Annotated in this window: 22 protein-coding genes; 8 read left to right on the forward strand and 14 right to left on the reverse strand. The window is 70.6% G+C overall.

Annotation, left to right across the window (positions count from 1 at the left end; translation table 11 throughout):
- Nucleotides 1-68 precede the first annotated feature (68 nt).
- Together AB0M73_RS44910 and AB0M73_RS44915 are read right to left on the reverse strand one after the other, a co-directional pair.
- Complete coding sequence (locus AB0M73_RS44910) at nucleotides 69-1,250, reverse strand: S53 family peptidase (RefSeq protein ID WP_363905512.1); 1,182 nt, start codon at nucleotides 1,248-1,250, stop codon at nucleotides 69-71.
- Between the two features lie 138 nt (nucleotides 1,251-1,388).
- Entirely contained in the window at nucleotides 1,389-2,534 is a 1,146-nt protein-coding gene (locus tag AB0M73_RS44915; RefSeq protein ID WP_363905515.1) for a S53 family peptidase, read from the reverse strand.
- Between the two features lie 174 nt (nucleotides 2,535-2,708).
- On the opposite strand from AB0M73_RS44915, the gene AB0M73_RS44920 reads away from it, so the two are divergent.
- Nucleotides 2,709-3,683 carry a COX15/CtaA family protein gene (locus AB0M73_RS44920; protein ID WP_363905518.1) on the forward strand — a complete coding sequence of 325 codons (975 nt, stop codon included), beginning with the start codon at nucleotides 2,709-2,711 and terminating at the stop codon, nucleotides 3,681-3,683.
- Here AB0M73_RS44920 and AB0M73_RS44925 read toward each other — a convergent pair.
- The 10 genes from AB0M73_RS44925 to AB0M73_RS44970 all read right to left on the reverse strand — a co-directional run bounded on the left by AB0M73_RS44925 (nucleotide 3,680) and on the right by AB0M73_RS44970 (nucleotide 12,755).
- Nucleotides 3,680-4,774: an NAD(P)/FAD-dependent oxidoreductase gene (locus tag AB0M73_RS44925; RefSeq protein ID WP_363905521.1), complete on the reverse strand. Its 1,095-nt coding sequence runs from the start codon at nucleotides 4,772-4,774 to the stop codon at nucleotides 3,680-3,682. The genes AB0M73_RS44920 and AB0M73_RS44925 overlap by 4 nt on opposite strands.
- A gap of 71 nt (nucleotides 4,775-4,845) precedes the next feature.
- Nucleotides 4,846-5,451 carry a TetR/AcrR family transcriptional regulator gene (locus AB0M73_RS44930; RefSeq protein WP_363905524.1) on the reverse strand — a complete coding sequence of 202 codons (606 nt, stop codon included), beginning with the start codon at nucleotides 5,449-5,451 and terminating at the stop codon, nucleotides 4,846-4,848.
- Between the two features lie 57 nt (nucleotides 5,452-5,508).
- Nucleotides 5,509-5,970 carry a MarR family transcriptional regulator gene (locus AB0M73_RS44935; RefSeq protein WP_043728520.1) on the reverse strand — a complete coding sequence of 154 codons (462 nt, stop codon included), beginning with the start codon at nucleotides 5,968-5,970 and terminating at the stop codon, nucleotides 5,509-5,511.
- Between the two features lie 119 nt (nucleotides 5,971-6,089).
- Nucleotides 6,090-7,490 (reverse strand): MDR family MFS transporter, encoded by a 1,401-nt coding sequence (locus tag AB0M73_RS44940; RefSeq protein ID WP_363905527.1) that lies wholly within the window; start codon nucleotides 7,488-7,490, stop codon nucleotides 6,090-6,092.
- Between the two features lie 166 nt (nucleotides 7,491-7,656).
- Nucleotides 7,657-8,202 (reverse strand): dihydrofolate reductase family protein, encoded by a 546-nt coding sequence (locus AB0M73_RS44945; protein WP_363905530.1) that lies wholly within the window; start codon nucleotides 8,200-8,202, stop codon nucleotides 7,657-7,659.
- A gap of 207 nt (nucleotides 8,203-8,409) precedes the next feature.
- The gene (locus AB0M73_RS44950; protein WP_363905533.1) at nucleotides 8,410-9,261 is read right to left on the reverse strand and encodes a phosphotransferase; all 852 of its coding nucleotides are present in this window, start codon (nucleotides 9,259-9,261) and stop codon (nucleotides 8,410-8,412) included.
- Nucleotides 9,262-9,355: 94 nt separating this feature from the next.
- Nucleotides 9,356-9,517, reverse strand: a complete 162-nt coding sequence (locus AB0M73_RS44955) for a hypothetical protein (RefSeq protein ID WP_363905536.1) — start codon at nucleotides 9,515-9,517, stop codon at nucleotides 9,356-9,358.
- Nucleotides 9,518-9,625: 108 nt separating this feature from the next.
- Nucleotides 9,626-10,354 (reverse strand): alpha/beta hydrolase, encoded by a 729-nt coding sequence (locus tag AB0M73_RS44960; RefSeq protein WP_363905539.1) that lies wholly within the window; start codon nucleotides 10,352-10,354, stop codon nucleotides 9,626-9,628.
- Nucleotides 10,355-10,608: 254 nt separating this feature from the next.
- The gene (locus tag AB0M73_RS44965) at nucleotides 10,609-12,084 is read right to left on the reverse strand and encodes an MFS transporter (RefSeq protein WP_363905542.1); all 1,476 of its coding nucleotides are present in this window, start codon (nucleotides 12,082-12,084) and stop codon (nucleotides 10,609-10,611) included.
- Nucleotides 12,081-12,755: a dihydrofolate reductase family protein gene (locus AB0M73_RS44970; protein ID WP_363905545.1), complete on the reverse strand. Its 675-nt coding sequence runs from the start codon at nucleotides 12,753-12,755 to the stop codon at nucleotides 12,081-12,083. Before AB0M73_RS44970 ends, AB0M73_RS44965 begins: the two co-directional genes overlap by 4 nt.
- A 159-nt stretch (nucleotides 12,756-12,914) precedes the next feature.
- Between AB0M73_RS44970 and AB0M73_RS44975 the strand changes: the two genes are divergently transcribed.
- The 3 genes from AB0M73_RS44975 to AB0M73_RS44985 are packed head-to-tail and all read left to right on the forward strand — an operon-like array spanning nucleotide 12,915 to nucleotide 15,386.
- A complete protein-coding gene (locus AB0M73_RS44975; RefSeq protein WP_043715696.1) occupies nucleotides 12,915-13,307 on the forward strand; it encodes a GntR family transcriptional regulator in 393 nt (130 codons plus the stop codon).
- Nucleotides 13,304-14,392, forward strand: a complete 1,089-nt coding sequence (locus AB0M73_RS44980; RefSeq protein WP_363905550.1) for a DUF1648 domain-containing protein — start codon at nucleotides 13,304-13,306, stop codon at nucleotides 14,390-14,392. Before AB0M73_RS44975 ends, AB0M73_RS44980 begins: the two co-directional genes overlap by 4 nt.
- Nucleotides 14,393-14,405: 13 nt before the next feature.
- The gene (locus AB0M73_RS44985; RefSeq protein WP_363905553.1) at nucleotides 14,406-15,386 is read left to right on the forward strand and encodes an alpha/beta hydrolase; all 981 of its coding nucleotides are present in this window, start codon (nucleotides 14,406-14,408) and stop codon (nucleotides 15,384-15,386) included.
- Between the two features lie 58 nt (nucleotides 15,387-15,444).
- Here the strand turns inward: AB0M73_RS44985 and AB0M73_RS44990 are convergent, their stop codons facing one another.
- Nucleotides 15,445-15,738: a hypothetical protein gene (locus tag AB0M73_RS44990; protein ID WP_363905556.1), complete on the reverse strand. Its 294-nt coding sequence runs from the start codon at nucleotides 15,736-15,738 to the stop codon at nucleotides 15,445-15,447.
- Between the two features lie 42 nt (nucleotides 15,739-15,780).
- On the opposite strand from AB0M73_RS44990, the gene AB0M73_RS44995 reads away from it, so the two are divergent.
- From AB0M73_RS44995 to AB0M73_RS45005, 3 genes are all read left to right on the forward strand, one after another.
- Nucleotides 15,781-17,391, forward strand: a complete 1,611-nt coding sequence (locus AB0M73_RS44995; protein ID WP_363905559.1) for a DUF885 domain-containing protein — start codon at nucleotides 15,781-15,783, stop codon at nucleotides 17,389-17,391.
- A gap of 31 nt (nucleotides 17,392-17,422) precedes the next feature.
- On the forward strand, nucleotides 17,423-18,391 hold the full coding sequence (locus tag AB0M73_RS45000) for a quinone oxidoreductase (RefSeq protein WP_363905562.1): 969 nt from the start codon (nucleotides 17,423-17,425) through the stop codon (nucleotides 18,389-18,391).
- A 406-nt stretch (nucleotides 18,392-18,797) separates the two neighbouring features.
- Nucleotides 18,798-19,040 (forward strand): DUF397 domain-containing protein, encoded by a 243-nt coding sequence (locus tag AB0M73_RS45005; protein WP_063753491.1) that lies wholly within the window; start codon nucleotides 18,798-18,800, stop codon nucleotides 19,038-19,040.
- 183 nt (nucleotides 19,041-19,223) lie between these two features.
- On the opposite strand, the gene AB0M73_RS45010 is transcribed toward AB0M73_RS45005, so the two are convergent.
- Nucleotides 19,224-22,481 (reverse strand): GH92 family glycosyl hydrolase, encoded by a 3,258-nt coding sequence (locus AB0M73_RS45010; protein WP_363905566.1) that lies wholly within the window; start codon nucleotides 22,479-22,481, stop codon nucleotides 19,224-19,226.
- Between the two features lie 146 nt (nucleotides 22,482-22,627).
- Between AB0M73_RS45010 and AB0M73_RS45015 the strand changes: the two genes are divergently transcribed.
- Nucleotides 22,628-23,914 (forward strand): glycosyltransferase 87 family protein, encoded by a 1,287-nt coding sequence (locus tag AB0M73_RS45015; RefSeq protein ID WP_363905569.1) that lies wholly within the window; start codon nucleotides 22,628-22,630, stop codon nucleotides 23,912-23,914.
- The last annotated feature ends 2 nt before the right edge of the window (nucleotides 23,915-23,916 follow it).

A 23,916-nucleotide genomic window follows, 5' to 3' on the forward strand; every position in this document is an offset into this window, starting at 1 on the left:
TTTCGCAGGGAAGGACGCCTTACCCGCGTTGAACGAGGGTAAGGCGTCCTTCCCTGCATCTGGGTGGGTCAGAACGCGCCGAGGCCGTTCGGGGTGCCCAGGCCGGTCGGGCCGTCGTAGCCGGCCTTGGCGGTGCACAGGTAGCTGCCGCCGCAACTGCCGTTGGAGCCGCTGGTCACGTCGAACAGCGAGCCCGTGTGCGAGTAGGCCAGCGACGCCGGCACACTGCCGGCCGCCGGGCGGCCGGCCAGCGCGTAGACGCCGGCGATGATCGGCGCCGAGACGCTGGTGCCGCCGAACACGAGCCAGCCGCCGACGCCGTAGGTGTCGTAGACGGCCACGCCGGTCGCCGGGTCGGCCACTGCGGAGACGTCGGCGACGGTGCGCCGGGTGCAGCCGGTGTCGTGCTGCCAGGTCGGCTTGCCCTCGTACCGGGAGCAGCCGGAACCCGCGCCGCTCCAGGCCGTTTCGGCCCAGCCGCGCGCCGTGGAGCTCGTCGTCAGGTGGGTGCCGCCGACCGCCGTGACGTAACGACTGGCCGCCGGGTACTCCACGCCGTAGCCGGAGTCACCGGAGCTCACCGTCACCGCGACACCGGGGTGGTTGTAGTACGTGTCGGCCGAGGTCTCGGTCGAGAACTCCGCGCCGCCGTAGCTGTTCGACACGGCGATCGCCCCGAGCCGCACGGCCGTGTTGACCGAGGCGCCCAGGGCCGCGATGGAGGCGGAACTGGCCTCCACCAACAGGATGTGGCACTGCGGGCAGACCGCCGAGACCATGTCCAGGTCCAGCGAGATCTCCTCGGCCCAGCCGGTGTTGCCGGCCGGCAGCGGGCTCGCCGCGCCGTTCTGGTTGACCTTCTTGAAGCAGCCGTTGGCCGTGGTGCAGGCCGGAATGCCGAACGTGGACCGGTAGGTCGCCAGGTCGGACTCCGCCTTGGGGTCGTCGTAGGCGTCCACGATCGCCACCGTCAGGCCGCCACCGCCGGACGAGGGCAGCTTGTACGCCGAGCGCAGGTTGGCCGGGGACAGACCCGACGGCGCCAGCGGGGAGAACGAGCGGGCCGCGGAGTCGGTGCGCAGCAATGCCTTGCACGCCGCAAAGCCCGGTGCGGGCCGCTCGGCGCAGGAACGGACGGTCGTGATCGTCGGAGCCGATTGGGTCTGGGCGACGGCCGTTGCTCCGCCTAATGCCATCGCGCCGGCCCACAGCGTGACGACAGCGAGGATTCTCAGGGGGATCTTGGTCACCGGTACCTCCACAGGGAGTGCGGGACAAAGCTCCCCGACGGTAGGCAGTCGGTCACCGTGGGCCAATAGCCAGAATGCGGGACCCTGGCTCCGAAACGGGCAAAACGCCGGGCGGGTGCGCCCGCCCGGCGTCGTCCGTCAGAAGGCCCCTGTTCCGTTCGGCGTACCGAGGCCGGTGGGCCCGTCATAGCCGGCCTTGGCGGTGCACAGGTACGTGCCGCCGCAACTGCCGTTGGAGCCGCTCGTCACGTCGAACAGCGAACCGGTGTGCGAGTACGCCAGCGAGGCTGGCACGCCGCTGACGTTGCCGGACAGCGCGTAGACCGAGGCGACGATCGGCGACGCGACACTCGTGCCGCCGAAGACCAACCAGCCCGACTCGCCGTAGCTGTCGTAGACGGCGACACCAGTGGCCGGGTCGGCCACCGCGGACACGTCGGCGACCGTGCGACGCGAGCAGCTGGTGTCCTTCTGCCACGTCGGCTTGGGCTCGTAGGCCGAGCAGCCCGAACCCGCACCGCTCCACGCGGTCTCGGTCCAGCCGCGGGTGCCTCCGCCGGCCGTGAGGTGCGTGCCGCCGACAGCTGTGACGTAGCGCGAGGCCGCCGGGTACTCCACGCCGTAGCCGGAGTCGCCGGAGCTGACCGTGATCGCCACACCCGGGTGGTTGTAGTAGGTGTCATAGCTGGTCTCGGCCGAGGACTCGCCGCCGCCGTAGCTGTTGGACACCGCGGTGGCGCCCAGCTTGACCGCCTCGTTCACGGCCGTGCCCAGGTTGGCGTAGGACGCGGAAGTGGCTTCCACCAACAGGATGTGACAGCTGGGGCAGACCGCCGAGACCATGTCCAGGTCGAGCGAGATCTCCTCGCTCCAGCCGGTGTCGCCGGTCGGGTAGCTGGTGCCGCCGGTCTGGTTGACCTTCTTGAAGCAGCCGTTGGCCGTCGTGCAGGCCGGCAGGCCGAAGTTCGACCGGTAGGTGGCCAGGTCCTTCTCGGCGTTCGGGTCGTCCTGGGCGTCGACGATCGCGACCGTCTTGCCCGCGCCGCCGGCCGACAGCTTGTAGGCCGACTGGAGGTTGGCCGGGGTCAGGCCCGACACGGCCGGCCCGAACGACCGGGCGCCGGCGTCGGTGCGACGCAGCGCCGTGCAGGCGGCGTAGCCGGGGGCCGGCGTGGCCGCGCAGGAGTGGACCGTGGTGACGGTCGTTTGCGCCGATGCGACGCCGGCGGTGGCCAGCGCCGTGGCCGCCATCGCGGCGGCGGCCAGCAGGGACAGGAGTTTCACAGGACCTCCACGCAGGGTGTGGGGGTAGAGAGCGCCGGGTGGGCGCTACCTGAACGTAACCACGCGATTCCGGACAGCCAACGCGGGAAAACCCTCGGTCCGATGACCCGACCCCTACGTTCGGACAAACGGGCCGGTGCCGGGCACCCCGAAGGCCGGTCCTACCATCGACTCGTGTCAACCCCCTCGCTGCTGTCCCGCGTCCCGTCCCCCAGCCGCGCCGTGCAGCGCGTCATCGCCGGGGCCGCGGTTGTCGGACAGGCCGGCCTCGCCGTCACCGGCGCCGTGGTGCGGGTCACCGAGTCCGGGCTGGGCTGCACCACGTGGCCGCAGTGCCAGCCGGGCAGCCTGGTGCCCGTCACCGACCCGGTCGGCGGCCAGGCACACCAGTGGATCGAGTTCGGCAACCGGCTGCTCGGCGGCGGGCTCGGCGTGGTGTCGGCGCTGTGCGTGCTGATGGCGCTGTTCGCCAACCCGAGGCGGCGTCGGGTGATCGTGCTGGCGCTGATGATGCCGCTGGGTGTGGTGGCGCAGGCCGTGATCGGCGGCATCACCGTCCTCACCGGACTCCAGTGGTGGAGCGTCGCCCCGCACTTCCTGGCCTCGATGCCGCTGATCTGGTTGGCAGTGCTGCTGTTCCGCGCCGTCGGCGAGGGCGACGAGCCGGTCCGGCCGCTGCTCCCCCGCCCGCTGCTGGGCCTTCAGCTGGGGCAGGCCATCGCCGTCGGCGTGATCCTCATCGCCGGCACGCTGGTGACCGCCGCCGGCCCGCACGCCGGCGACATCCGCACCCCTCGCCTCGACATTCCCGTGTCGACCCTGGCCCAGATCCACGCCGACCTGGTGTTCCTGCTGATCGGCTCGCTGTTCGCGCTGGGCTTCGGCATGCGGATCAAGGACGCCACGGCCGTGCAGTGGCGCCGCTACTGGACGCTGGTCGGTGTGGTGCTGGCCCAGGCGCTGGTCGGCCTGGTGCAGTACTGGACCGGCGTGCCCGACATCCTGGTGCTGGTGCACGTGTTCGGCGTGACGCTGGTGCTGATCGCCGCCGCCTCGCTGTGGGTGGCCAGCCGCGACCGTGGCCCGGCTCCCGTCGCTGTGACCTCGGAGCCGGCCGTCACGGAGGAGCCGGAGCTGGCCGCCCGCTAGCTCTTCTCGCCCTGGGTGAAGAACTTCAGCATGTCCTCCAGCGTCATGTCCTTGCTGGCCGCGGTTTCGGCCGCGTGCTCGGCGCTGCGGGCGAACATCGTCGCCTCGTACTCGGCCAGCGCGGCGTCGACGTCGTCGGGGTGAGCGGCCAGGGCCAGACCGAGTTCGGCGCCGTCGAGCATGGCCAGGTTCGCGCCTTCGCCGTTCGGCGGCATGACGTGGGCGGCGTCACCGACCAGCGTCACCCCCGGCACCCGATCCCAGCTGTGCCCGACCGGCAGCACATAGTGCGGTCGCAGCACCGGCGGCGTGTCGGCTTCGGTGATCAACGCGGTGAGTTCCGGGGCCCAGCCGGCGAATTCCTCGACGACGCGGGCCTTGGTCGCGGCGGCATCGGTGAAGTCGATGGCCTCGAACCATTCCAGGGTCCGCCTGAGGACCACGTAGGTGTGCAGGGTGTCGCCGCTCTCGCGGTGTGCGTGGATCTCCGTGCCGTCCTGGGGCGCCATCATCGATCCGCCACCGACCGCCTTCGCGGCAGCGGGGTGCTCGGTGTCGGCGTTGTAGAGGTAGGTCTCGACGAAGGCCGTGCCCGCGTACTCGGGCGTCGCGGCGGAGACCAGCGGCCGGATCCGTGACCAGGTGCCGTCCGCGCCGACCAGCACATCCGTGACGACCGTGCTGCCGTCGGCGAAGGTCACCTCGTTGGCGCGGGCGCTCTCGACCTTGCGGCCCCAGCGGACCGTGCCCTCGGGCAGCGAGTCGAGCAGGATCTGCCGCAGGTCGGCGCGCAGGATCTCGGGGCGTCCGCCCGTGCCGTCGTCGCCCTGCTCCAGGAGGACGGCGCCGTCGGGGCGCAGGACCCGCATCGCTTGGCGGCCTTCGAGGACGTGGGCGCGGAACTCGGTCATCAGACCGGCGGCCTCGACCGCGATCTGGCCGTTGTAGTCGTGGATGTCGAGCATGCCGCCCTGGGCGCGGGCCGTGGGCGACGGCTCCGCCTCGTAGACGGTGGCCGGGATGCCGTTGACGTGCAGGACGCGGGCCAGGGTGAGGCCGCCGAGTCCGGCGCCGATGATCGTGACGTGCATGGGCTGTCTCCGTTTCCGGGCATGGTTGATCGCGCGCCGACTCACGGGCGCGGTGCTGGGGTTCGCTGGGCTCAGAAGTGCCGGTCGAGGTCGTCGAACATCGCCTCGACCACCGGCGTCAGCTCGTCGACCACGACGTCGTGCGGCGTCCCGGCGAGCACGCCCTGGCCGATGCGGTCGGTCATCAGCTGGAGGGCCTTCATGATCGCCGCCGCGTGCACCCTCGCGACCGCGGGATGCACATCGGGACACGTCTCGGTGATCGCCTCGGCCACGGTCTCGGCGTGGTTGTCGCGCATTTCGAGCACGTAGCGGCGGATCGTGGGGCTGCTGGCGCAGATCGCCGGCAGCTCACCGCGCGTCTGCTCCGGCGTGACCCGGCGATGTCGTTCCAGGTCCGCCTCGGCGATCTCACGCAGGGCGCCGGCCGGGCTGGTGCCGTCGGGCCGCTCGCGGACCATGCGGGGGTAGCGCTCGCTGAACTCCTCGGCCCGATCGAGCACGAGGTCCTGCTTGGCCGGGAAGTAGTTGTAGACCGTCTGGTCCGACACCTCCGCCGCCCGCGCGACGTCCACGACCGACACCTGGTCGTACCCGTGCTCGCCGAACAACCGCGCCGCGGTGTCGACGATGTGCTGACGCGTCAGCGCCTTCTTGCGCTCCCTGAGCCCGGCCATGTCCCCAGCCTAGCCCAGAATTTTTGGTAACGCCAAAGTTTTGTGTGCGCCAATGTTTCAGTTTCGTGGCGGGGCCGGCCGGCGCATCCAGACGGCCGGCAGCTCGTCGGCCAGCCAGCCGTACATCTCGTCGATGTTGCGCAGCCGCTGCGCCCGCTGCGGATCGCCACTGAGCAGCCGCAGCCCCGCCGCCGTCAGCTCTCGCGTGCCCGCCAGGGCGCGCAGCCGGCGGTCGATCATGTCGTTCCAGCCCTGCTCGTTGAGCTTGTACTCCGCCGCCTGCCGGCCGCGGCGGGTGGTCTTGGTGACCACGCCCAGGTTGATCAGCAGACGCACGTTCGTGCTGATCGAGCCGCTGCTGGCCTCCAGCTCCTCCGACAGCTCGGCGGCGGTGCGCTCCACCGGGTCGCAGACCAGCAGGTAGGCCAGGATGCGCCCGCCGATCAGCGGGATCCCCTCCGGCACGAAGTGCGCCGCCATGCGCTCGATCCACACCGACAGCTGGCTCTGCGTCGCCACGCCACCCACCCCTGATCCGGTCCGACACCTCGACCAGTGCCGATCAGGCCCGTCGGCGGCCCGGGAGCCTCACCGATCAACTTCAATCGACACTGAAGCCCCAGTGTATGAGGTGAAAGCTAACCGCGGTCGGCGACACGCTCACGGGGTTTCATGGTCGGGGCCGCGTCGGCGTCCCGGGTGGTGATCGCGACGGCGGCGGCGAGCAGGGCGAGGGCGGCGGCGGTGAAGAACGCGGCGCGATAGGCGATCAGACCGTCCCCGCCCGAACCGAACGCGGCGACGACGGTGCTCAAGCCGGCCACACCGCCGGCGGCGCCGAGCTGCCGGCCCACGTTGTACAACGCCGAGGCCTGGCCCAGCTCCTCGCCCCGGATGGTGGCGAACGCGGCGGTCTGCGTCGGCAGGAAGACAAAACCCACGCTCACGCCGGCCAGGAACATCAACACGATGATCTGCCAACGCGGCGTGTCGACGCCGATCAGCCCCATGCAGCCGACGACCACCGCCAGCCCGAGCAGGCCCGGAAGCTGGAGCCGGCGCGGGCCGACCCGGGGATAGATCCGGGCCACCAACTGCATGCACAGCACCACGCCCAGCGCCTCGGGAAAGGTCGTCAGACCCGATTCCAGCGGGTCGAAGCCGCGGACCGTCTGCAGGAACAGGGGCATCAGGTAGAGCAGGCCGAGGAACGCCGCCGAGTTCAGGACCGTCACGCCGCCATGCGTGCGAAACGGGCGGTTGTGCAGCAGTCGGAGGTTCAGCAGCGGCCCCTCGGCCCGCAGCTCCACGCGCACCATCGTGACCAGCAGCGCCACGCCCAACAGGCCGCTCACGATCACGTCCGGCTCGGTCCACCCCCGGTCCGGGCCCTCGCTCAGCGCGTACATCGCCGCCGCGAACCCGAAGCCCGACAACAGGAAGCCGCGAACGTCGAAGCGCCTCGGGGCGGTGTCGGCCGTACGGACCAGGAACAGCACCCCGAACAGGAACGCCAGCACGCCGATCGGGATATTCACCAGGAACACGTACCGCCAGGACAGCCGGACCGTGAGCAGGCCGCCCAGCACCGGGCCCGAGGCCGGGGCGATGATCGTGACCAGGTTCATCAGCCGGGTCGCCCGTGGCCGCTCGATCGGCGGGAACGTGCGCAGCACCATGGTCATGCCCACCGGCACCAGCAGGCCGCCGCCCGCGCCCTGCACCACCCGGAACAGCACCAGCTCCGGCAGGCTCTGGGCCAGGCCGCACAGGCCGGACGCCGCCACGAACAGCGCCAGCGCCGTGAGGAACACCCTCTTCACGCCGTAGCGCTCGGCCAGCCAGCCCGAGGCCGGCATGAACACCGCCAGGCTCAGCAGATAGCCGATGACCACCGCGTGGCCCTGCTCCGGCTGCACGTCGAAGCGCCGGGCGATCGCCGGCAGCGCCACGTTCACCACCGTGCCGTCCAGGATCGACATGAACACCGCCGCGATGTAGACCACGGGCACGACGATCTTCTGGCTCAGCTGCGGCACCGATCCCCCTCCTACCATCCCTTGTCTGGCACCTTACGCACAGCGAGCGCGCTCGCGGACCAGCCGAAGGAGTGGGCGGATCAACGGGCAGGCGCGGGCCCGGGTCAAGGCGACCTTCGACGGCCAGGGCCCGATGACCCACCCAGGCGCCCGTCGCGGGCGGTGATCACTCGGCGGTTGCCGGACGGTAGCGGACGCGGGCCGCCGCCGTCGGGTCGTCGTGGTCGAGGCGGTGCAGGCGAATCGGCGGGCCCCCGGGCCTGCGGTAGAGCCGGACCCCGTCGCCGAGCAGCACCGGCACCACGTGGATGTCGATCTCGTCGATCAGGCCGAGCTCCAGGAGCTGGGCCCCGATGTCGGGCGAGAACACCATGATGTCCTTGCCGCCGGCCGCGTCCAGGGCGATGCGCACCGCCTCGGCCGGGTCGCAGTCGAGGAAGGTGACGTCGCCGGCGGGCGTGGCGTCCTCGGGGTGGTGGGTGAGCACGAAGATCGGCCCCTCCCACGCCCCGCCCCACGGGCGGTGCTTGCCCACGGTCGCGTCCCAGCCGGCCCGGCCGCCGAGGACCGCGCCCGTGCCCGCGATGTAGCCGTCGATCACGCCCGGCCCGACGGTGAACCCGGTCATCCAGTCCATCTCGTGGTTCGGCCCGGCCACGAAGCCGTCCAGGGACATCGCGAAGGTCCACAGCACCTTGGCGGTCTCGCGCATCGGTCGCCTCCTCGGCTCGTCCGGCTCAGCCTCCCGCCGGGCCACTCATTCGTCCAATGACGACCTTTGTGCCAACCCGCCGATCTCCTTGATGAATGCTGGATATCGTGCGGTGCTCGCCTTCCGGTACGACGACACGACACCCGACGACATCCGCGCGGTCCACCTGTTCGACGACCATCCGGCAGTCGGTGGGCGAAGCCGGCCTCAGCGGGTGACCCAGCGGCGGATCTCGTGCGCCGCCCGGTCGGCGACGGGGTTGCCGGCGGGGCGGGTGACCAGATCGCTGAGGGCGAACATGTCCAGGACCTGCCCGAGATACAGCCAGTCCTGCTCGGCCGGCAGGTGCTCGGCGAAGGCGGTGCGGAAGCCGTCGACGAAGTCCTCGGGGTAGTCGGCGGCGAAGCGCAGCATGTTGGCGGCGTCGCCATAGGGGCAGCCGGCGAAGCTGAACTCCCAGTCCAGCAAGGCATCCACCCGCCAGCGCCCGTCGACTCGGCTGACCAGGATGTTCTTGGGGTTCAGGTCGGCGTGGACGAGGTGGGCCTGCTCGTCGATCGCGGCCAGGGCCGGGGCGTGCAGCGCGCAGAGCTCGGCCCAGGCCTTGCGGACGGAGACGTCCAGGCGGGCAGTCTTGGCCATGCAGGCCTCGGCGAACTCGGGAAGCTGTTGCGACCACGGGCTTTGCGGCGCGACGGCCAGACTCGCATCGGCGAAGAACCCCGGGCGGTCGAAGGTCACCGCGCCCACCGCCGCCGCCACCCGCCCGACCTCGGCCCCGAGCTCGAAACCGCCGTCGAGCACCTCGCTCAGCGGCGTTCCGGCCACGTACTCCAGCACCATGGCCGATCCCGGGATGACCTTCAGCACCTCGGGCACCGGGACGTGGCCACGGGCGGCAGCCATCACCGCCGCCTCGATCTCGTGATCGGCGCCGCCGACCCGGACGACCACAGGTCCGCTGGTCAACGTGAGCAACGATGTCTGGTGGGAGAACCCGCCGGCCAACACGCGTGATCCGACGATCTCGGCACCCAGCGCCGCTGCGATCTCCTTCATCGCCCCAGTGTGTCGTGCCCGCTCCCCCGCATCGGGAACGGGCACGACATCTACGGGGATGACAGCGTTCGTTGTCCGCCAAGGGCAACGATCTTCAGCCCAGTTTGACCGCGACGATGTAGATGATCGGGTACCAGGTGCTGCTGAGCTCGTAGTGGGTGCCGCCGGTGAAGTCCACCGCGCCGGTCGCCGCGTTCGCGGTCGCGCCCATGGCCAGCAGCAGGGGAAACACCAGAAGCAGAGCGAGTTTGCGCATGCCGGCCGCCGGTAGCCGGGGCGCCTATCGCTGCGTTATCACGGTTTCTGTGCCGTCATCGACGGGGCGCCGGGGCGGCGCCGGCCCTCGCCGGCGCCGCCCCGGTCGTCACTTCAGGTGCCGGGCGAGGAACCGGTTCGCCGCTTCTCCCTCGAACTCCGGAATGCCCGTGTGGCCGCCCATATTGGCGTGCAGCGTCTTCTCCTTGGATCCGAACGCGTCGAACAGATCCAGGGCCTGCTGCCGGTCGTTTCCCTCGTCGTCCCACTGCACCATGACGTGCAGCGGAATTGTGACCCGCCGCGCCTCTTCGAGGATGCCGCTGGGCACATAGCTCCCCGCGAACAGCAGCGCCGCCTTGATCCGCGGCTCCACCAGCGCCAGCCGGACGCCGATGCCGATCACCCCACCCGCCAGTCCCACCGGGCCGCCGATCTCCGGCAGCTCAAGCAGGGCGTCCATGGTGGCCTGCCATTCCGGCACCGCCTTGTCCACCAACGGAAGGATCAGCCGGTCGACGACGTCGTCGCCCACCGGCTCGCCAGCCTCCAGCGCCCGGCGCAGGTCCGCCCGGGCCGCGTCCACCACTTCGAGCCGGGGCCGCTCTCCGCTGCCCGGCAGCTCGATGGCCGCCACCGCGTAGCCCTCCGCCACCGCGCCCCTGGCCCGGGCTGCCAGCCTCGGGTACATCCGGCCCAGTCCGCCCGGGTGCCCCAGCAACAGCAGCGGCGCCGACCCCTCGCCTGCCGCCGTCCACAGGATGCCGGGGATCTCCCCCAGCGTGAATTCGCGCTCGAGCACGCCGTCGTCAAGCCGTTGCTCAGAAGTGAATCGCATGGTCGTGCCTTTCCGGAGTGCCTCGAACGGCGCTCCCGGACGACGACCTATCGCCCGACCGTGACCCCGTGGGGGAGCACCCATGTCGTTACGTTCACGGGTACCACCTCCTCGGTCTCTCGCACGGCCGGCGACAAGCTAGCAGCGCCCGCCGACCTCCGACAACCGGTTTTCGGGGCGCTGGTCGTGAGGATCGACGGCCGACGCCGGAGGAAGTCGGTCGGGGTGCAGGCGGCGAGCGTCTATCCGATCTTCTACGTGCGTTCCGCTCGCGGGCGGACGGTGAGCCCCAGGACGACCAGCATGACCACGAAACTCACGGCCCCGGCGGCGTGGAATCCCGTGGTGAAGGCGTCGCGGACCTGGGCCAGCAGGGCGGGATCGTGCTGGTCGGTGGCCTGTTTGAGACCGTCGACCCAGGAGCCGTCGGCGTGGCCGACGGTCGAGGCGAGCTGGTGCCGGTAGGCCACGGTGCCAATGGTGCCCAGCACGACCAGGCCGAGGGCGATGCCGAGCTCGTTGGCGGTCTGGGTGAACGAGGCGGCGGAGCCGGCCCGCTCCGGGGGCGCGTGGCCGATGACGTCGTTCATGAGGAACGGGAAGGCCGCGCCGATGCCGCCGGTCGTGAGGACGGTGCCGCCGACCAGCACGACCAGGCCGGCGGGACCGGCCGGGACCAGGGCGAACAACGCGAAGCCGGTGGCCATCAGGGCCATGCACACCGCGGTGATCCGGGCCGGCGGCAGCCGTCGGCCGAGCCAGGGACCGAGGTTGGACGCGACGATCATGCTGGCCATCTGCGGCAGCAGCCACAGCGCGGCGACCAGCGGCGACAGCCCACGCACCGACTGGAGGTAGAACGTCACGAACAGGGACGTCCCGCCCATCACCAGGGCGGTCAGCAGCAGCACCCACATCGTCCTGGCCACGCCGGGCCGGCGCAGCAGCCAGAGGTCGACCAGCGGATGCTCCAACCGGTGCTGGCGACGCACGAACACGACCCCGAGCGCGACGCCCACGGCCGCCGCGACGACGGCCGGCCCGGTGAAACCGGTGTTGACCAGTGCTTTGAGCGCGTAGACGACCAGCAGGATCGACGCCAGGCACAGCGCGGCGCTCCGAAGGTCGAGCCGGCCGGGATCGGGCGCGCGGAACTCCGGCAGCACCCAGGGCGCGGCCACGACGGTCAGCACCATCACCGGCACACCCATCAGGAACACCGAGCCCCAGCCCCAGTGCTCGACCAGCACACCGCCGACCAGCGGGGCCACCGCCATCCCGGTCAGGAAGCACGTCATGTACGCGCCCATCGCCGACAACGAGTCCTTCGGATCGGGGTAGATCCGCCCCAGCAACGCCATCGAGGCCGGCATGATCGCGGCGCCGGCGACGCCCATCACGGCCCGGGTCGCGATGATCATCCACGGCGCGACGGCAATGGCCGCGACCGCCGAGGCCAGCGCGAACACCGCCGCGCAGACGACGATCAGCCGCCGGCGGCCGATCCGGTCGCCGACCGTGCCCATCGTGACCATGGTGCCGCCGACCATGAAGCCGTAGATGTCGTTCATCCACAGCAATTCGGTCGGCGTCGGATTCAGGTCGGCGGCCATCCGGGGCAGCGCGACGGCCATCACGCTGATGTCGATCGCGATCAGCAGAGACGGCAGCGCGAGCAGCGCCAGCGCCACCCGCGGGCTGCGGGTGCGCGGCGAGGACGTGGTGGTCACGACGTCCTCCGGCTGAAGATCACGTGCGAGCCCCCGGCCGGCGAGGCGACCGTCTCCACGTCGAAACGCCCCTCGACCCCTTCCAGCCCGTCCCACAGCCCGACGCCGCGGCCGAGCACGATCGGCACGATCACCACGTGCAGCAGGTCGACCAGGTCGGCGGCCAGGAAGTCCCGCACCACGGTCGGTCCGCCGCCGATACGGACGTCCAGGCCGCCGGCGGCCTCCTTGGCCTCCGCGAGCACCTCCTGCGGCGTGCCGGCGCGGAAGTGGAACATCGTGCCGCCGTCCATCTCCAGCGACGGCCGCGGGTAATGCGTCATCACGTAGACCGGGGTGTGGAACGGCGGCTCCTCGCCCCACCAGCCACGCCACGACTCGTCCTCCCACGGCCCGCGGTGCGGCGAGAACTTGTTGCGGCCCATGATCTCCGCGCCGACCCCACGGAATCCGGTCTCGGTCAGGGCGTTGTCCACACCCCGACTGCCGCCCGGGCCGCGTCCCATCATGTCGCGGGCCATCGCCGTGTCGAAGAACCACTCGTGCAGCCGCTGCCCGGCGTGCCCGAACGGCGCCTCCATCGTCTGGCCCTCGCCGGTGGCGAACCCGTCCAGCGACACGCACATGTTGTGCACCCTGACCAGCTGCTTCTCGGCCGGTGACGTCGTCATGGCTACCCCTTCCCCGCTGCGGTTTCACTGACACGTCGGATGCGCGCGGCGATTCTCGACATCGCGCGGGGACCGATTCGCAGGTTTTTCCCGAGCCCTTGCCGGCAGCGTTGCTTTGTTCTATAACTACTACAACAGCTCACCAAGGAGGGAGGTCCCGTGATCATCAGTCTCGATCTGTCCAGCGACGTGCCGATCTACCAGCAGCTGCGGGATCGGATCGTGGAGGGCATCGCGACGGGCACGCTGCCGGACGGGGAGTCGCTGCCGTCGACACGGCAGCTGGCGGCGGACTTCGGGATCAACTTCCACACCGTGAACAAGGCGTACGACCTGTTACGGCAGCAGGGATTCGTGCGGCTCAACCGCAAGACCGGCGCCGTGATAGGCGCCACCGCCTCGGACGAGGCGTTCGTGGCCGACTGGACCGGGCGGGCGCGCACGCTGCTCGCCGAGGCCGTGGCCAAGGGGGTGCCCGCGGACGAGGTGCTGGCGACCTGCCGGGCCGTGCTCGCGGAATTCGACCAAGAACAAGGGGATGAGTCATCGTGACCACGACCGGTGTTGCGGTGCATCTGGTGTTGACGGCTCTGCTGCTCTACATGGCCTGGCTCACGCCGTCGCTGTCGGCCCGAACGGTCCGCTTCGGCGTCCGCGTGCCCGACGACCGCATCGACGATCCGGTGGTGCGGCGGGAGATCCAACGCTTCCGCACCACGCTGCTGCTCTCGGGGGTGGTCACCGCGGCGGCCGGCGTCGGCCTGATCCTCACGGCGGGAGTCGCGCTGGTGCCGGCGCCGCTGCTGGCGCAGGTCATCGTCTGGTATCTGCTGTACTTCCGGGCCAACCGGGTGATCACGGCGGCCAAGGACCAACAGCAGTGGTTCGCGGGTGTGCGGCAGGGGCTCGTAGCGGACACGACGCTGCGCAGCGACCCGCCGAAGTTCCCGTGGCTGTGGCTGCTGCTGCCGGTGCTGGTCGTCGTGGTCAGCGCGGTGCTCGGCATCATCCGCTACCCGGACCTGCCCGATCCGATGCCGGTGCACTTCGACGCCGCCGGCAACGCCAACCGGTACGCGGCGAAGTCGATCGGCAGCGTCTTCTCGATCGTCTTCATCCAGGCCGGGCTGACGGTGGTGCTGTGCGGGATCGGCGCGCTGGTGTTCCGCGGCCCCGCCGACGTCGACCCGTCCCGGCCGGCCGCCTCCGTGCGGGCGCACCGGGAGTTCATCGCCCGGCTGGGCAAGGGTTTCATCGTCTTCGCCACGCTGATCAACCTCGGCCTGCTCGCCACCGACTGGTCGATGTGGAGCGGTTCGGGACAGGTGGGCGTGCTGCTGCCGCTGACGCTCGGGCCCATCGTCGTCGGCGTGGCGCTGCTGGTGATCATCATCGTGCAGCGCAACCGCGAGCGTGAACCCGACGAGCACACCGGACTGACCCATCGCGACGACGACAGCAACTGGATCGGCGGCATCATCTACCGCAATTCCGACGATCCGTCCTGGTTCGTGCAGCGGCGCTTCGGTTTCGGCTGGACGGTCAACGTCGGCAACCGGGTCGCGCTCGTCACCTGCCTCGGCCTCACGGTCGTGGTCATCGCGTTCGGCCTGCTCCTGCCGCTGATCGTCCGCTGAGGGGGGAATCACCATGCACAGCCTCGTAGTCGCGGCCCTCGTCGCCGCCACCATCACACCCGCCAACGGCGTCGCCGCCGTGGACCGGGAGATCACCTTCCAGTCCGACGGCGTCACCGCGTACGGCACGCTCCACGTGCCCGCGCACCGCCGCGGCGACCGGCTCGCCGCCGCCCTGCTGCTGCCCGGCAGCGGCCCCACCGACCGAAACGGCAACCAGGCGAGCATCCACCCGAACACCCTCGCGCTGCTCGCCGACGCCTTGGGGCAGGACGGCATCGTCACGTTCCGGTTCGACAAGTACGGCAGCGGCCCCAGCCACACCCCGCCGCCCGCCGGCGCCGACTACACCGTCTTCATCCGCCAGGCCGACGCCGCGTACGCCACCCTGCTCCGGCAGCCCGAGACCAACCCGTTCGCCATGCTCGTCGTCGGCCACAGCGAGGGCGGCATGAACGCCATGCTCGTCGACACTTCCGTGTGGCCCCGGCCGGCCGGGCTGGCGCTGCTGGCCCCGCAGGACGCCCGCATCCTCGACATGATCGCCATGCAGGTCGGCGCCCAGCTCGACGCCGCCCTGCCGCCCGATCAGGCAGGCGTCCAGAAAGGCCTGATCGCCGCCTGGATCTCCGCCTACCGGACCGGCACTCCGGTCAGCACCGCCGGCATGCTGCCGTCCATCGCCGCACTGTTCCAGGTCCTCCAGGCCCAAGGCGACTTCCTCCGCGCCGACGACGCCATCTATCCCCCCGACGTCGCCCGCCACGTCCCCGCCGGCACCCGCGTCCTCGTCACCTGCGGCACCGCCGACGCCAACGTCCCGTGCGACACCACTCCCCCGCTCCTGCAGTCCCTACGCGGGGAGCACCTGGCCACGCTGGACGGCCTCGACCACTTCTTCCACCCGGCGGGCAGCCCCGTCGACAACCAGCCCCTGGCCCCGGCGCTGCTCACCGCGCTGCACCAGTGGGACCGCCCCTGGGCCCAACGCTGACGTGAAGGGACCATTCCTCCACTCCGAGTGGAGGAATGGTCCCTTCCGAACAGCTCCGTCAGACCTTGGGGGCGGCCATGCGGCGGCGGTGGCGGGGGCCGATCTTGGCGGCGGCGGTGGTTTCGCGGTCCCAGTCGGCGGCGTGGAGGTCGGTGGCGGCGACGAGGGCGTCGCCGGTGGCGACATCGGGGACGATGATGTCGCCGAGGGCGCCGTCGTGGCCGACGAGGACGACGCGGGCGCCGGCGCGGCCGAGGCGTTCGACGACGGCGCGGGTGGGGCGGCCGTGGGCGGCGACGAAGGCCTTGGCGGAAGACACCGCGCGGCCGGGAATCGTGGTCTGCTCCGACATCCGACCACCATATGGCCAGGCCGGGCGACTAGATTGGGCGCAGTGACGCTCGTTACCTCATTCCTCGACTGGTACCTGCCGGCGAACCCGATGCTGGCGGCGAACCTGGGCCTCACCGAGCACGAGAGCACGCTCGGCGACTACACGGAGGCCGGCTTCCTGGCCCGGCAGCGGGACCACGCGCAGTGGCTGGCCCGGTTCACGGAGGCGGATCCGCCGACGGAGTTCAGCGACCTGATCGACCACGAGCTGGTGCTCACGCATCTGCGCCGCGAGCGGGCGATGGCCGACTGGCCGTCCTGGCGGCGTGATCCGGCGGTGTACGTGGGCACGCCGTTGCAAGCGCTGTTCTCGACGTTCCAGCATCGCCTGCGGCCCGAGCCGGAGCTGGTGGCCTCGGCGCTGAGCCGGGTGGCCGAGCTGCCGGGCGTGTACGCGGCGTGCCGGGCCAACCTGGACGTGGAGCAGGCGTCGCCGCAGATCGTTCGGCGGGCCCTCCGGCAGCTGGGCACCACCCGGGCTTTCCTCACCGAGGTGCTGCCGTCGGCGGTCGAGGACGAGTCCGACCGGGCCCGGCTCGCCGAGGCCGGCGCTCGCGCGGCGGACGCCGCCGACGAGCTGGCGGGGTACCTGTCGGACTTCGCCGAGCGGGCGGTCGGCGACTGGCGGATGGGCGAGAAGCTGTACTCGACGCTGCTGACCGAGTGCGAGCTGCTCGACTACGGCGCGGGCGAGCTGCTGACCCGGGGCGTGGCGGCCTGGCAGGCGCTGGACGCCGAGGCCACGGAGCTGGCCGGCGGCGACTGGCGGGCCAAGGTGCGCACGTTCCAGGACGACCACGCGGCGTCCATGGACGAGCTGCTGGCCGACGTGACCGCGGAGACGGAACGGGCCCGGCAGTTCCTCAAGGACCACGACCTGGTCACCTTCGCCGAGGGCGAGGAGTGCAAGGTGGTGCCGTCGCCATCCTTCCTGCGGCCGCTGTTCGTGGTGCCGTTCTACGGCGCACCGCCGGCGATGGCCACGTCGCGCACCGGCTTCCACTTCGTGCCGTTCACGCCGGACGACGCCACACCCGAGCAGGTGGAGCAGCGGCTGCGCACCAACTCCCGGGCCTCGCTGCCGACGCTGGCCGTGCACGAGGCGTATCCCGGCCACCACTGGCACTTCTCTTGGCACGCCGGCAATCCGCGGCCCGCGCGCAAGGTGTTCCGCACCCCGTACTTCGCCGAGGGCTGGGGCCTGTACTCGGAGCGCATGATGCGCGAGCAGGGGTACTTCGCCGACCCGGCGCACGAGCTGGCCCACCTGGACTTCCGGCTGTTCCGGGCGGCGCGGATCATCGTGGACACCGAGCTGCACTGCGGCGACATGACCGTGGAGCAGGCCGAGGAGTTCATGACGACCAGGTACACGCTGACCGCGGGCACGGCCAAGGGCGAGGTCGACCGGTACTGCGCGTGGCCGACGCAGGCGCCGTCCTACCTGACCGGCGCGATGGAGATCGAGGCCATCCGGGACGAGTTCCTGGCCCGCGGCCTGGGCAGCCTCAAGTCGTTCCACGACCGCATCGCCGGCTCGGGCGCGCTGCCGCTGGGCCTGGCGCGTCGGGTGGTGCTGGAACAACCCGGGGAGCAGGCTGGTTGGCGCTGACGAAGGGTGTCTTTCGAGGAGGAGTGAGTCCATGCGGGCGGTAGTGGTCGAAAGCTTCGGCGGTCCCGAGGTCCTCAAGGCGGCCGAGGTGGCCGATCCGACGCCGGGCGCGGGAGAGCTGCTGGTCAAGGTGGCCGCCGCGGGCGTGAACTACATCGACACCTACCAGCGGACCGGCGCCTACCCGATGCCGACGCCGTTCGTGCCGGGCCTGGAGGGCGCCGGCGAGGTGGTCGCCGTCGGCGGCGGCGCCAGCCGGTTCAAGGTCGGCGACCGGGTGGCCTGGGGCGCGACGATCGGCAGCTACGCCGAACTGACCCGGGTGCACGAGGACGGCGCGGTGGCCGTGCCGGACGGCGTGGAGCTGGGCGTCGCCGCCGGCGCGATGCTGCAGGGCATGACCGCGCACTACCTGACCCGGTCGACCTATCCCGTGCAGTCCGGCGACACGGTTCTCGTGCACGCGGCGGCCGGCGGCATGGGGCTGCTGCTCACGCAGTCGGTCAAGGCGCTGGGCGGCCGCGTCATCGGCACGGTGTCCACGGCCGAGAAGGAGAAGCTGGCCCGCGAGGCCGGCGCCGACGAGATCATCCGCTACACCGAGACGGAGATCGCGCCGGAGGTCCGCCGCCTCACCGACGGCCAGGGCGTGGCCGTGGTCTACGACGGCGTCGGCAAGGACACCTTCGACGCCAGCCTGGAGAGCCTGCGCGTCCGCGGCACGCTCGCCCTGTTCGGCGCGGCCAGCGGCCCCGTGCCGCCGTTCGACCTCCAGCGCCTCAACGCCGCCGGTTCCCTGTTCGTCACCCGGCCCACGCTCGCCCACCACGTCCTGACCCGCGAGGAGCTCGACTGGCGGTCCGGCGAGGTGCTCGCGGCCATCCAGTCCGGCCGCCTCACCATCCGCATCGGCGGCCGCTACCCGCTGGCCGAGGCGGCCCGGTCGCACGACGACCTCCAGGGCCGCCGCACCACCGGCAAGCTGCTGCTGATCCCCTGAGGCCTTCATGCAGGGAAGGACGCCTTACCCGCGTTGAACGAGGGTAAGGCGTCCTTCCCTGCATGATCCCTTGAGGACGTTCTGCGGAATGCCGACCATGACGTCCTGGGCGACTAGGATCCGCTCGATCATCGATTTCCCTCCCTGGAATCGTGACCGGATCCTGTCGCCGACGAGTGATCACGGCGTTGGCGGGGGAAGCTCACGGCAACGCGACCACTGGCTGTGCGCCTAGCGGCCATCCTGTCACCCGATGGGATGAAATGCCCTGGTCACTGCCGCTGGTCACGACGATGAGCCGACTGCACAGCCATATGCACGTGCACGATTAGCTGGTACGGTTCACCACATGCACGAGCCCCTGCACGTGCATGTGCACTGGAATCGCTAGTGACCGGGAGGGGTCATGGCAGACCAGATCGACATCCACAACGGCATGTCCGCGACCGACCTGGCCGACGTCGCCTGGCGCAAGAGCCGTCGCAGCGGCGCGGTCGGCAACTGCGTCGAGGTCGCACGGCTGGCCAACGGCGACATCGCGGTCCGCAACTCCCGGTTCCCGAACGGACCGGCGCTGGTCTACACGCAGGCCGAGATCACGGCCTTCGTCGGCGGCGTCAAGGACGGCGAGTTCGACGACCTGGCCTGAGCCGGAACCACGGCCCAGGGCAGTTCGGCCCAGGAACTGTTAAACACAGCGGCAGTTCGCCCAGGAACAACTCGACACCGGAACAGTCGGCACCGGGTCAGCACGGCGGGGGTGGCCTCCTGCTCGAATCAGGAGGCCACCGCCGACCCGCCCAGCAAGCGGGACGTCAGACCGTAATCGAGACTAGCTCACGGATACGGCGAACACATGCGCCGCGCCGCCGGTCGTGCCGGCCGGAAGCGTGACGCTGCGAACCTGCTTGCCCGCCGCCAGCGTGATCGGCGCGGTGGCGAACAGGTAGGACGTGTACGGCCGGTGCAGCCGGAACCCGTAGCGCGCGAACGCCGAGTTGATGTACGGCGAGCTCGCCACCACGGTGTTGCCGAACTGCGGCTGCTCCTTGCCCCCTTGTAGCAGCCACTCGGACAGCCCGAGATCGGCCGCCTGTGTGCTGCCGTCGGCGTAGGTGATCGTGACCTTCCCGGTGGCGTCGCCGCCCGTCGCCGCGCCCAGGAACGCCAGCTTGGTCGCGGTGGCGGGCGCATTGAGCCGCACCGTCTGTCCATTCGCGACGATGTTGTCCGGTGCGGCGCTGCCGGCCGAGGCCGGCCAGGTGAAGCCGTCGACCTGACCGCCGGGCGTGATTCCCTTGGCCGCCAACTGCTGCACGGAATAGGAGAAGCCACCCGGGTACAGGCTGGTCTCGCCGAAGTGCCCCATCCACACGGTGTTGTCGTCGCTGACGCCGATGTTGTTTGCTGCCGCGGCAAGGGTCCCCGGTGTGGCCGCGTCGACGGTCAGCTGCGCGGGTAGCTGCCGCGCGCCGGATCCGCTGAACACAATCGGAACCGTCGTGTAGGTCTCCTTGGCCGCGGTCACGGTGACGTCCTGTGTGGACTTTCCGTTCGGGCCGACCGTGAGCGTGCCGCTGGACGGCGTCACGGTGACGCCGGCCGGTGGATTCGCCTTCCACGTCACGGTTCCCGAGCCGGTGATGCCTTCGGCCCGCACGGTCGCGGTCGCCGACCCGCCCGGGGCCAACTTCACGGTGCCGGAAACCGCACCACGCACCGGGACCTCGCCTTCGTGGAACGAGGGCGGCGCGTCCTTGGCGGCGGTGCCCCACGTCGGGCTCGGCGTGCCGCTGAGGGTGTAGTCGAGACGACCGCCGTTGACCGCGAACGACTCCGGCACCCACGGCTTGGTGCTGCTCTTTCCGTTGAGCCGCAAGGACTGCACGTACTTGTTGGCCGAGGACGCCCCGGGCGCGCTGATCTCGATGCGCTGCCCGCCCTCGCGGGTGATGCTGATCTTCGGGAACAGCGGGCTGGCCAGCACGAGCTCGGCCCGCCCCGGCGCCTCCGGGTACATGCCCAGCGCCGCCCACACGTACCACGACGAGGTGGCGCCGAGATCGTCGTTGCCGGGCAGGCCGTCGGCCGTCGGCTTGAACAGCTGCTCGGCGCTGCGCCGCACCACGTCGGCGGTCTTGGCCGGCTTGCCGGCGTAGGAGTACTCCCACGGCACCTCGAACGACGGCTCGTTGGCCATCCACGCGTACGGCTGGTCGGCCGAACCGTTCAGGACGGTGAAGAAGGTGTCCAGCCGCTTGATCGTCGCCGCCGGCCCACCCATGGCGGTGACCAGGCCGGACACGTTGTACGGCACCATCCAGGTGTACTGGGCGGCGTTGCCCTCCTGGTACTGGAACTCCTGGTAGGCGGCGGGGTCGAACGGCGTGGCGAACTGCCCGGTGCGGTCCCGGGTCTGGAGATAGCCGGTGTCAGGGTTGTAGACGTTCTCCCAGTACTGGGCGCGGGCCATGAACTGCCGCTGCACGTCGCCCTGCCCGAGCCGGCCGGCCAGCTGCGCGATGCCGAAGTCGGCGGTGGTCTCCTCCAGCATGTCGGAGACGTTGTCGGCGTGGTAGCCCAGGGTCTCGTAGTCCCACAGGCCTGGCCGCTCCAGCGCCCGTTCCCCCGGCTGCTGGATCCGGGTGGCCCCCTTGACCATGGACGCCAGCGCGCCGTGCACGTCGAAGTCCTTGGCCCCGAAGGCAACCGCGCTGGCGATCATCGAGTGGTACGGGTCGCCGCCCATGACTCCCATGAAGTCGTTGTTCTGCGACCAGCGGTCCCAGATGCCGCCGGCCTGCGTCGCCTGGTTGTACATGGACTGCGCGATGTCGGAGGTCTCGTGCGGGGCCAGCAGGGCCAGCAGCTGGATCTCGTCGCGGTAGACGTCCCAGCCGGAGAAGTTGGCGTACTGGGCGTGGCCGCGGGGCTGTTGGTGGATCTTGTTGTCGAAGCCGGTGTAGCGGCCGTCGACGTCGGAGAAGACGTTGGGCTGCAACAGGGTGTGATACAACGCGGTATAGAACGTGGTCAGCTGGTCCTTGGAGCCGCCGCCGATCCGGACCTGGCCGAGCCGGTCGTTCCAGGCCTGACGCGCCTGCTTCACCAGCTGGTCGAAGCCCTTGGTTCCTTGCTCGGCACGCACGTTGTTCACGGCGCCGTTCGGATCCACATAGGACAGACCGACGCGGGCCTGCACGGTGGTGCCCGGCGCGAACGTCACGAACGCGCCGGATCCGCCGTCGGCGGTGACGACCTGCTTGTCCCAGGTGGTGTTGCTGAGGTTGCCGCCGTGGGCCTGCGTTCCGCCCGGGGTCACGGTCCCGTTCTGCCAGGTGCCGACACTGGCGAAGGGCTGGTCGAAGGTGGCGGTGAAGTAGGCCTTGTACTTGTTGGGGCCGGCGCAGAAGTGGCCGCTGGCGACCCAGCCGGAGATGGTGTGCTTGGCCGCGTCCACGGTCACGGCGGCATCGTCGCTGCCCATCGCGGAGTCGGCGGTGTCCACCAGCAGCGTGGCGGGACCGTTGGCGGGAAAGGAGAATCGGCCCAGGCCCGAGTGCTGCGTGGTGGTCAGCTCGGTGGCGACACCGGCGTCGGTGGTCACCTTGTAGTAGCCGGGCGACGCGGATTCGTTGCTGTGCTGGAAGGTCGAGTAGTAGTGGGCCTGGTCGGCCGCCGGGGACACGGTGACCGCCCCCGCGTAGGGGATGAACGGCAGGTCGCCGGCCGCGCCGCCGCAGCCGGCCCCGTTGAAGTGGGTGAGGCTGAAGCCCCGGAGCCGGTTCTCCTCCCACGCGTAGCCGCTGTCGCGGTCGCGCACGAAGTACCGGCCGGCGCCGTCGGGCGCCTTGGGTTCCAGCGGGTTGTCCGGGCTCCACTGCACCATGCCGAACGGGACGTCCGCGCCCGGGAACGTGTCGCCGGCGTAGCTGTTGGTCTCCGGCGTCTGGCCGGCGGCCGCGCCGACGAACGGGTTGACGTAGCCGGCCAGGTCCGAACCGTGCTCGGCGTCCGCGTCGGCCGGCACGGCGGCGAGCGCGGAGGCCGCTAAGGCCAGTGGGAGGACCAGCCCCAGGGTTAACCGCATGAACAGCGCTCCCTTCGGGTGACATCGTTGTCACCCCACTCTCTGGGTGACCGGTTGGAGACAATCAGTAGCTAAAGTCCGCGTCAAGGCCCGTCCGGTCGCATACGCGCCGGGAACGACCCGAACGGCCGTGGGCAATACACCGCATGCACAACGAGACAGCGCTGGTCGACCTGATCGCGCGAGAGGTCCGGCCGATGACGGCCGAGGCCTTCGACACCGGCCGCCGAAGGCTGATGGGCAGCCTGCGGTCGGAACGCCGCCATCGGATCGCGCGCCGGGTCGCCATCGGCGGGTGGGCGATCGCGCTGGTGTGGCTTCCGGTGGACCTGGTCTGGTTGCGCGGCGCCACGATGCTCGACCTGGAGGTGTATCGCAACGGCGGCCTGGCCTGGCTACGGGGAATCCCGCTCTACGTGGGATTTCCCGGTCCGCTGCTGAGCGGGCCGAACCTGCCGTTCACCTATCCCCCGCTGGCCGCCGTGCTGTTCAGTGTCTTCGCCGCCATACCGCTCTGGCTGTCCCGAACCCTCGTCACGGTGGTCGGCTTTCTCGCGCTGTCGACCGTGACAGTCGTGGTCGCCGGCCGGTTGGACAAACGTCTGAAGTGGACACTCGGACCGGCGGCCGCGGTGGCCGCGCTGTACTTGGAGCCGGTGGGATCGACCTTCGGCTACGGCCAGGTCAACCTCGTGCTGATGGCGTTGGTCGTGGCGGATTGCCTTGCCGTGCGGCGGTTCCGTGGTGTCCTCGTCGGACTGGCCGCCGTGATCAAGCTGACCCCGCTCGTGTTCATAGTGCACTTCGTCGTGACACGCGACCGGCGTTCCGCCGCCACCGCGGTGGCGTCCTTCGTGGGATTCGCGGTGATCGGTCTGCTGCTGGCGCCCCGGGACACCGTGGAGTTCTGGTTCCACGCCATGGTCAATCCGGAGCGGATCACCACTCTGTCCATCATGACCAACGAATCGTTGCGAGCCGAGCTGTATCGGTTGCCGGCCTTGGCTTCCGTGCAGACACTGCTGTGGGTGGGGCTGGCGGTTCTCGTGCTGGCCCTGGCCTGGCGGGCCGCACACCGAGCCCGCAACGACGTCGTCGCCCTGGTGGCGATCGCCGCAGCTGGGCTGCTCGCGTCACCGATCTCCTGGTCCCATCACTGGGTCTGGGTGGTGCCCGCGCTCATGGCGTTCGGCTGGACGATCTGGCGGGACCGCGCCTGGCGACGTCTGCCACTAGTGCTCATGGCCTGTGCCGTGTTCTGCATCGGTCCGCCCTACGGCTGGCTGACGTCGAGCGCGGACCAGGAGCTGAAGTGGGCCGTGTGGCAGCACATTCCCGGGGCCGCTTACGTCTGGCTGGGCCTCGGCCTGCTCGCGGTGCTGGCCTTCGGTCGTGACCGGATCGGGAACGCTCGGCCCGGTCGCGGGCAATAAAC

Source organism: Kutzneria sp. NPDC051319 (assembly GCF_040682195.1).
In the GTDB taxonomy this organism is placed as follows: Bacteria; Actinomycetota; Actinomycetes; order Mycobacteriales; family Pseudonocardiaceae; genus Kutzneria.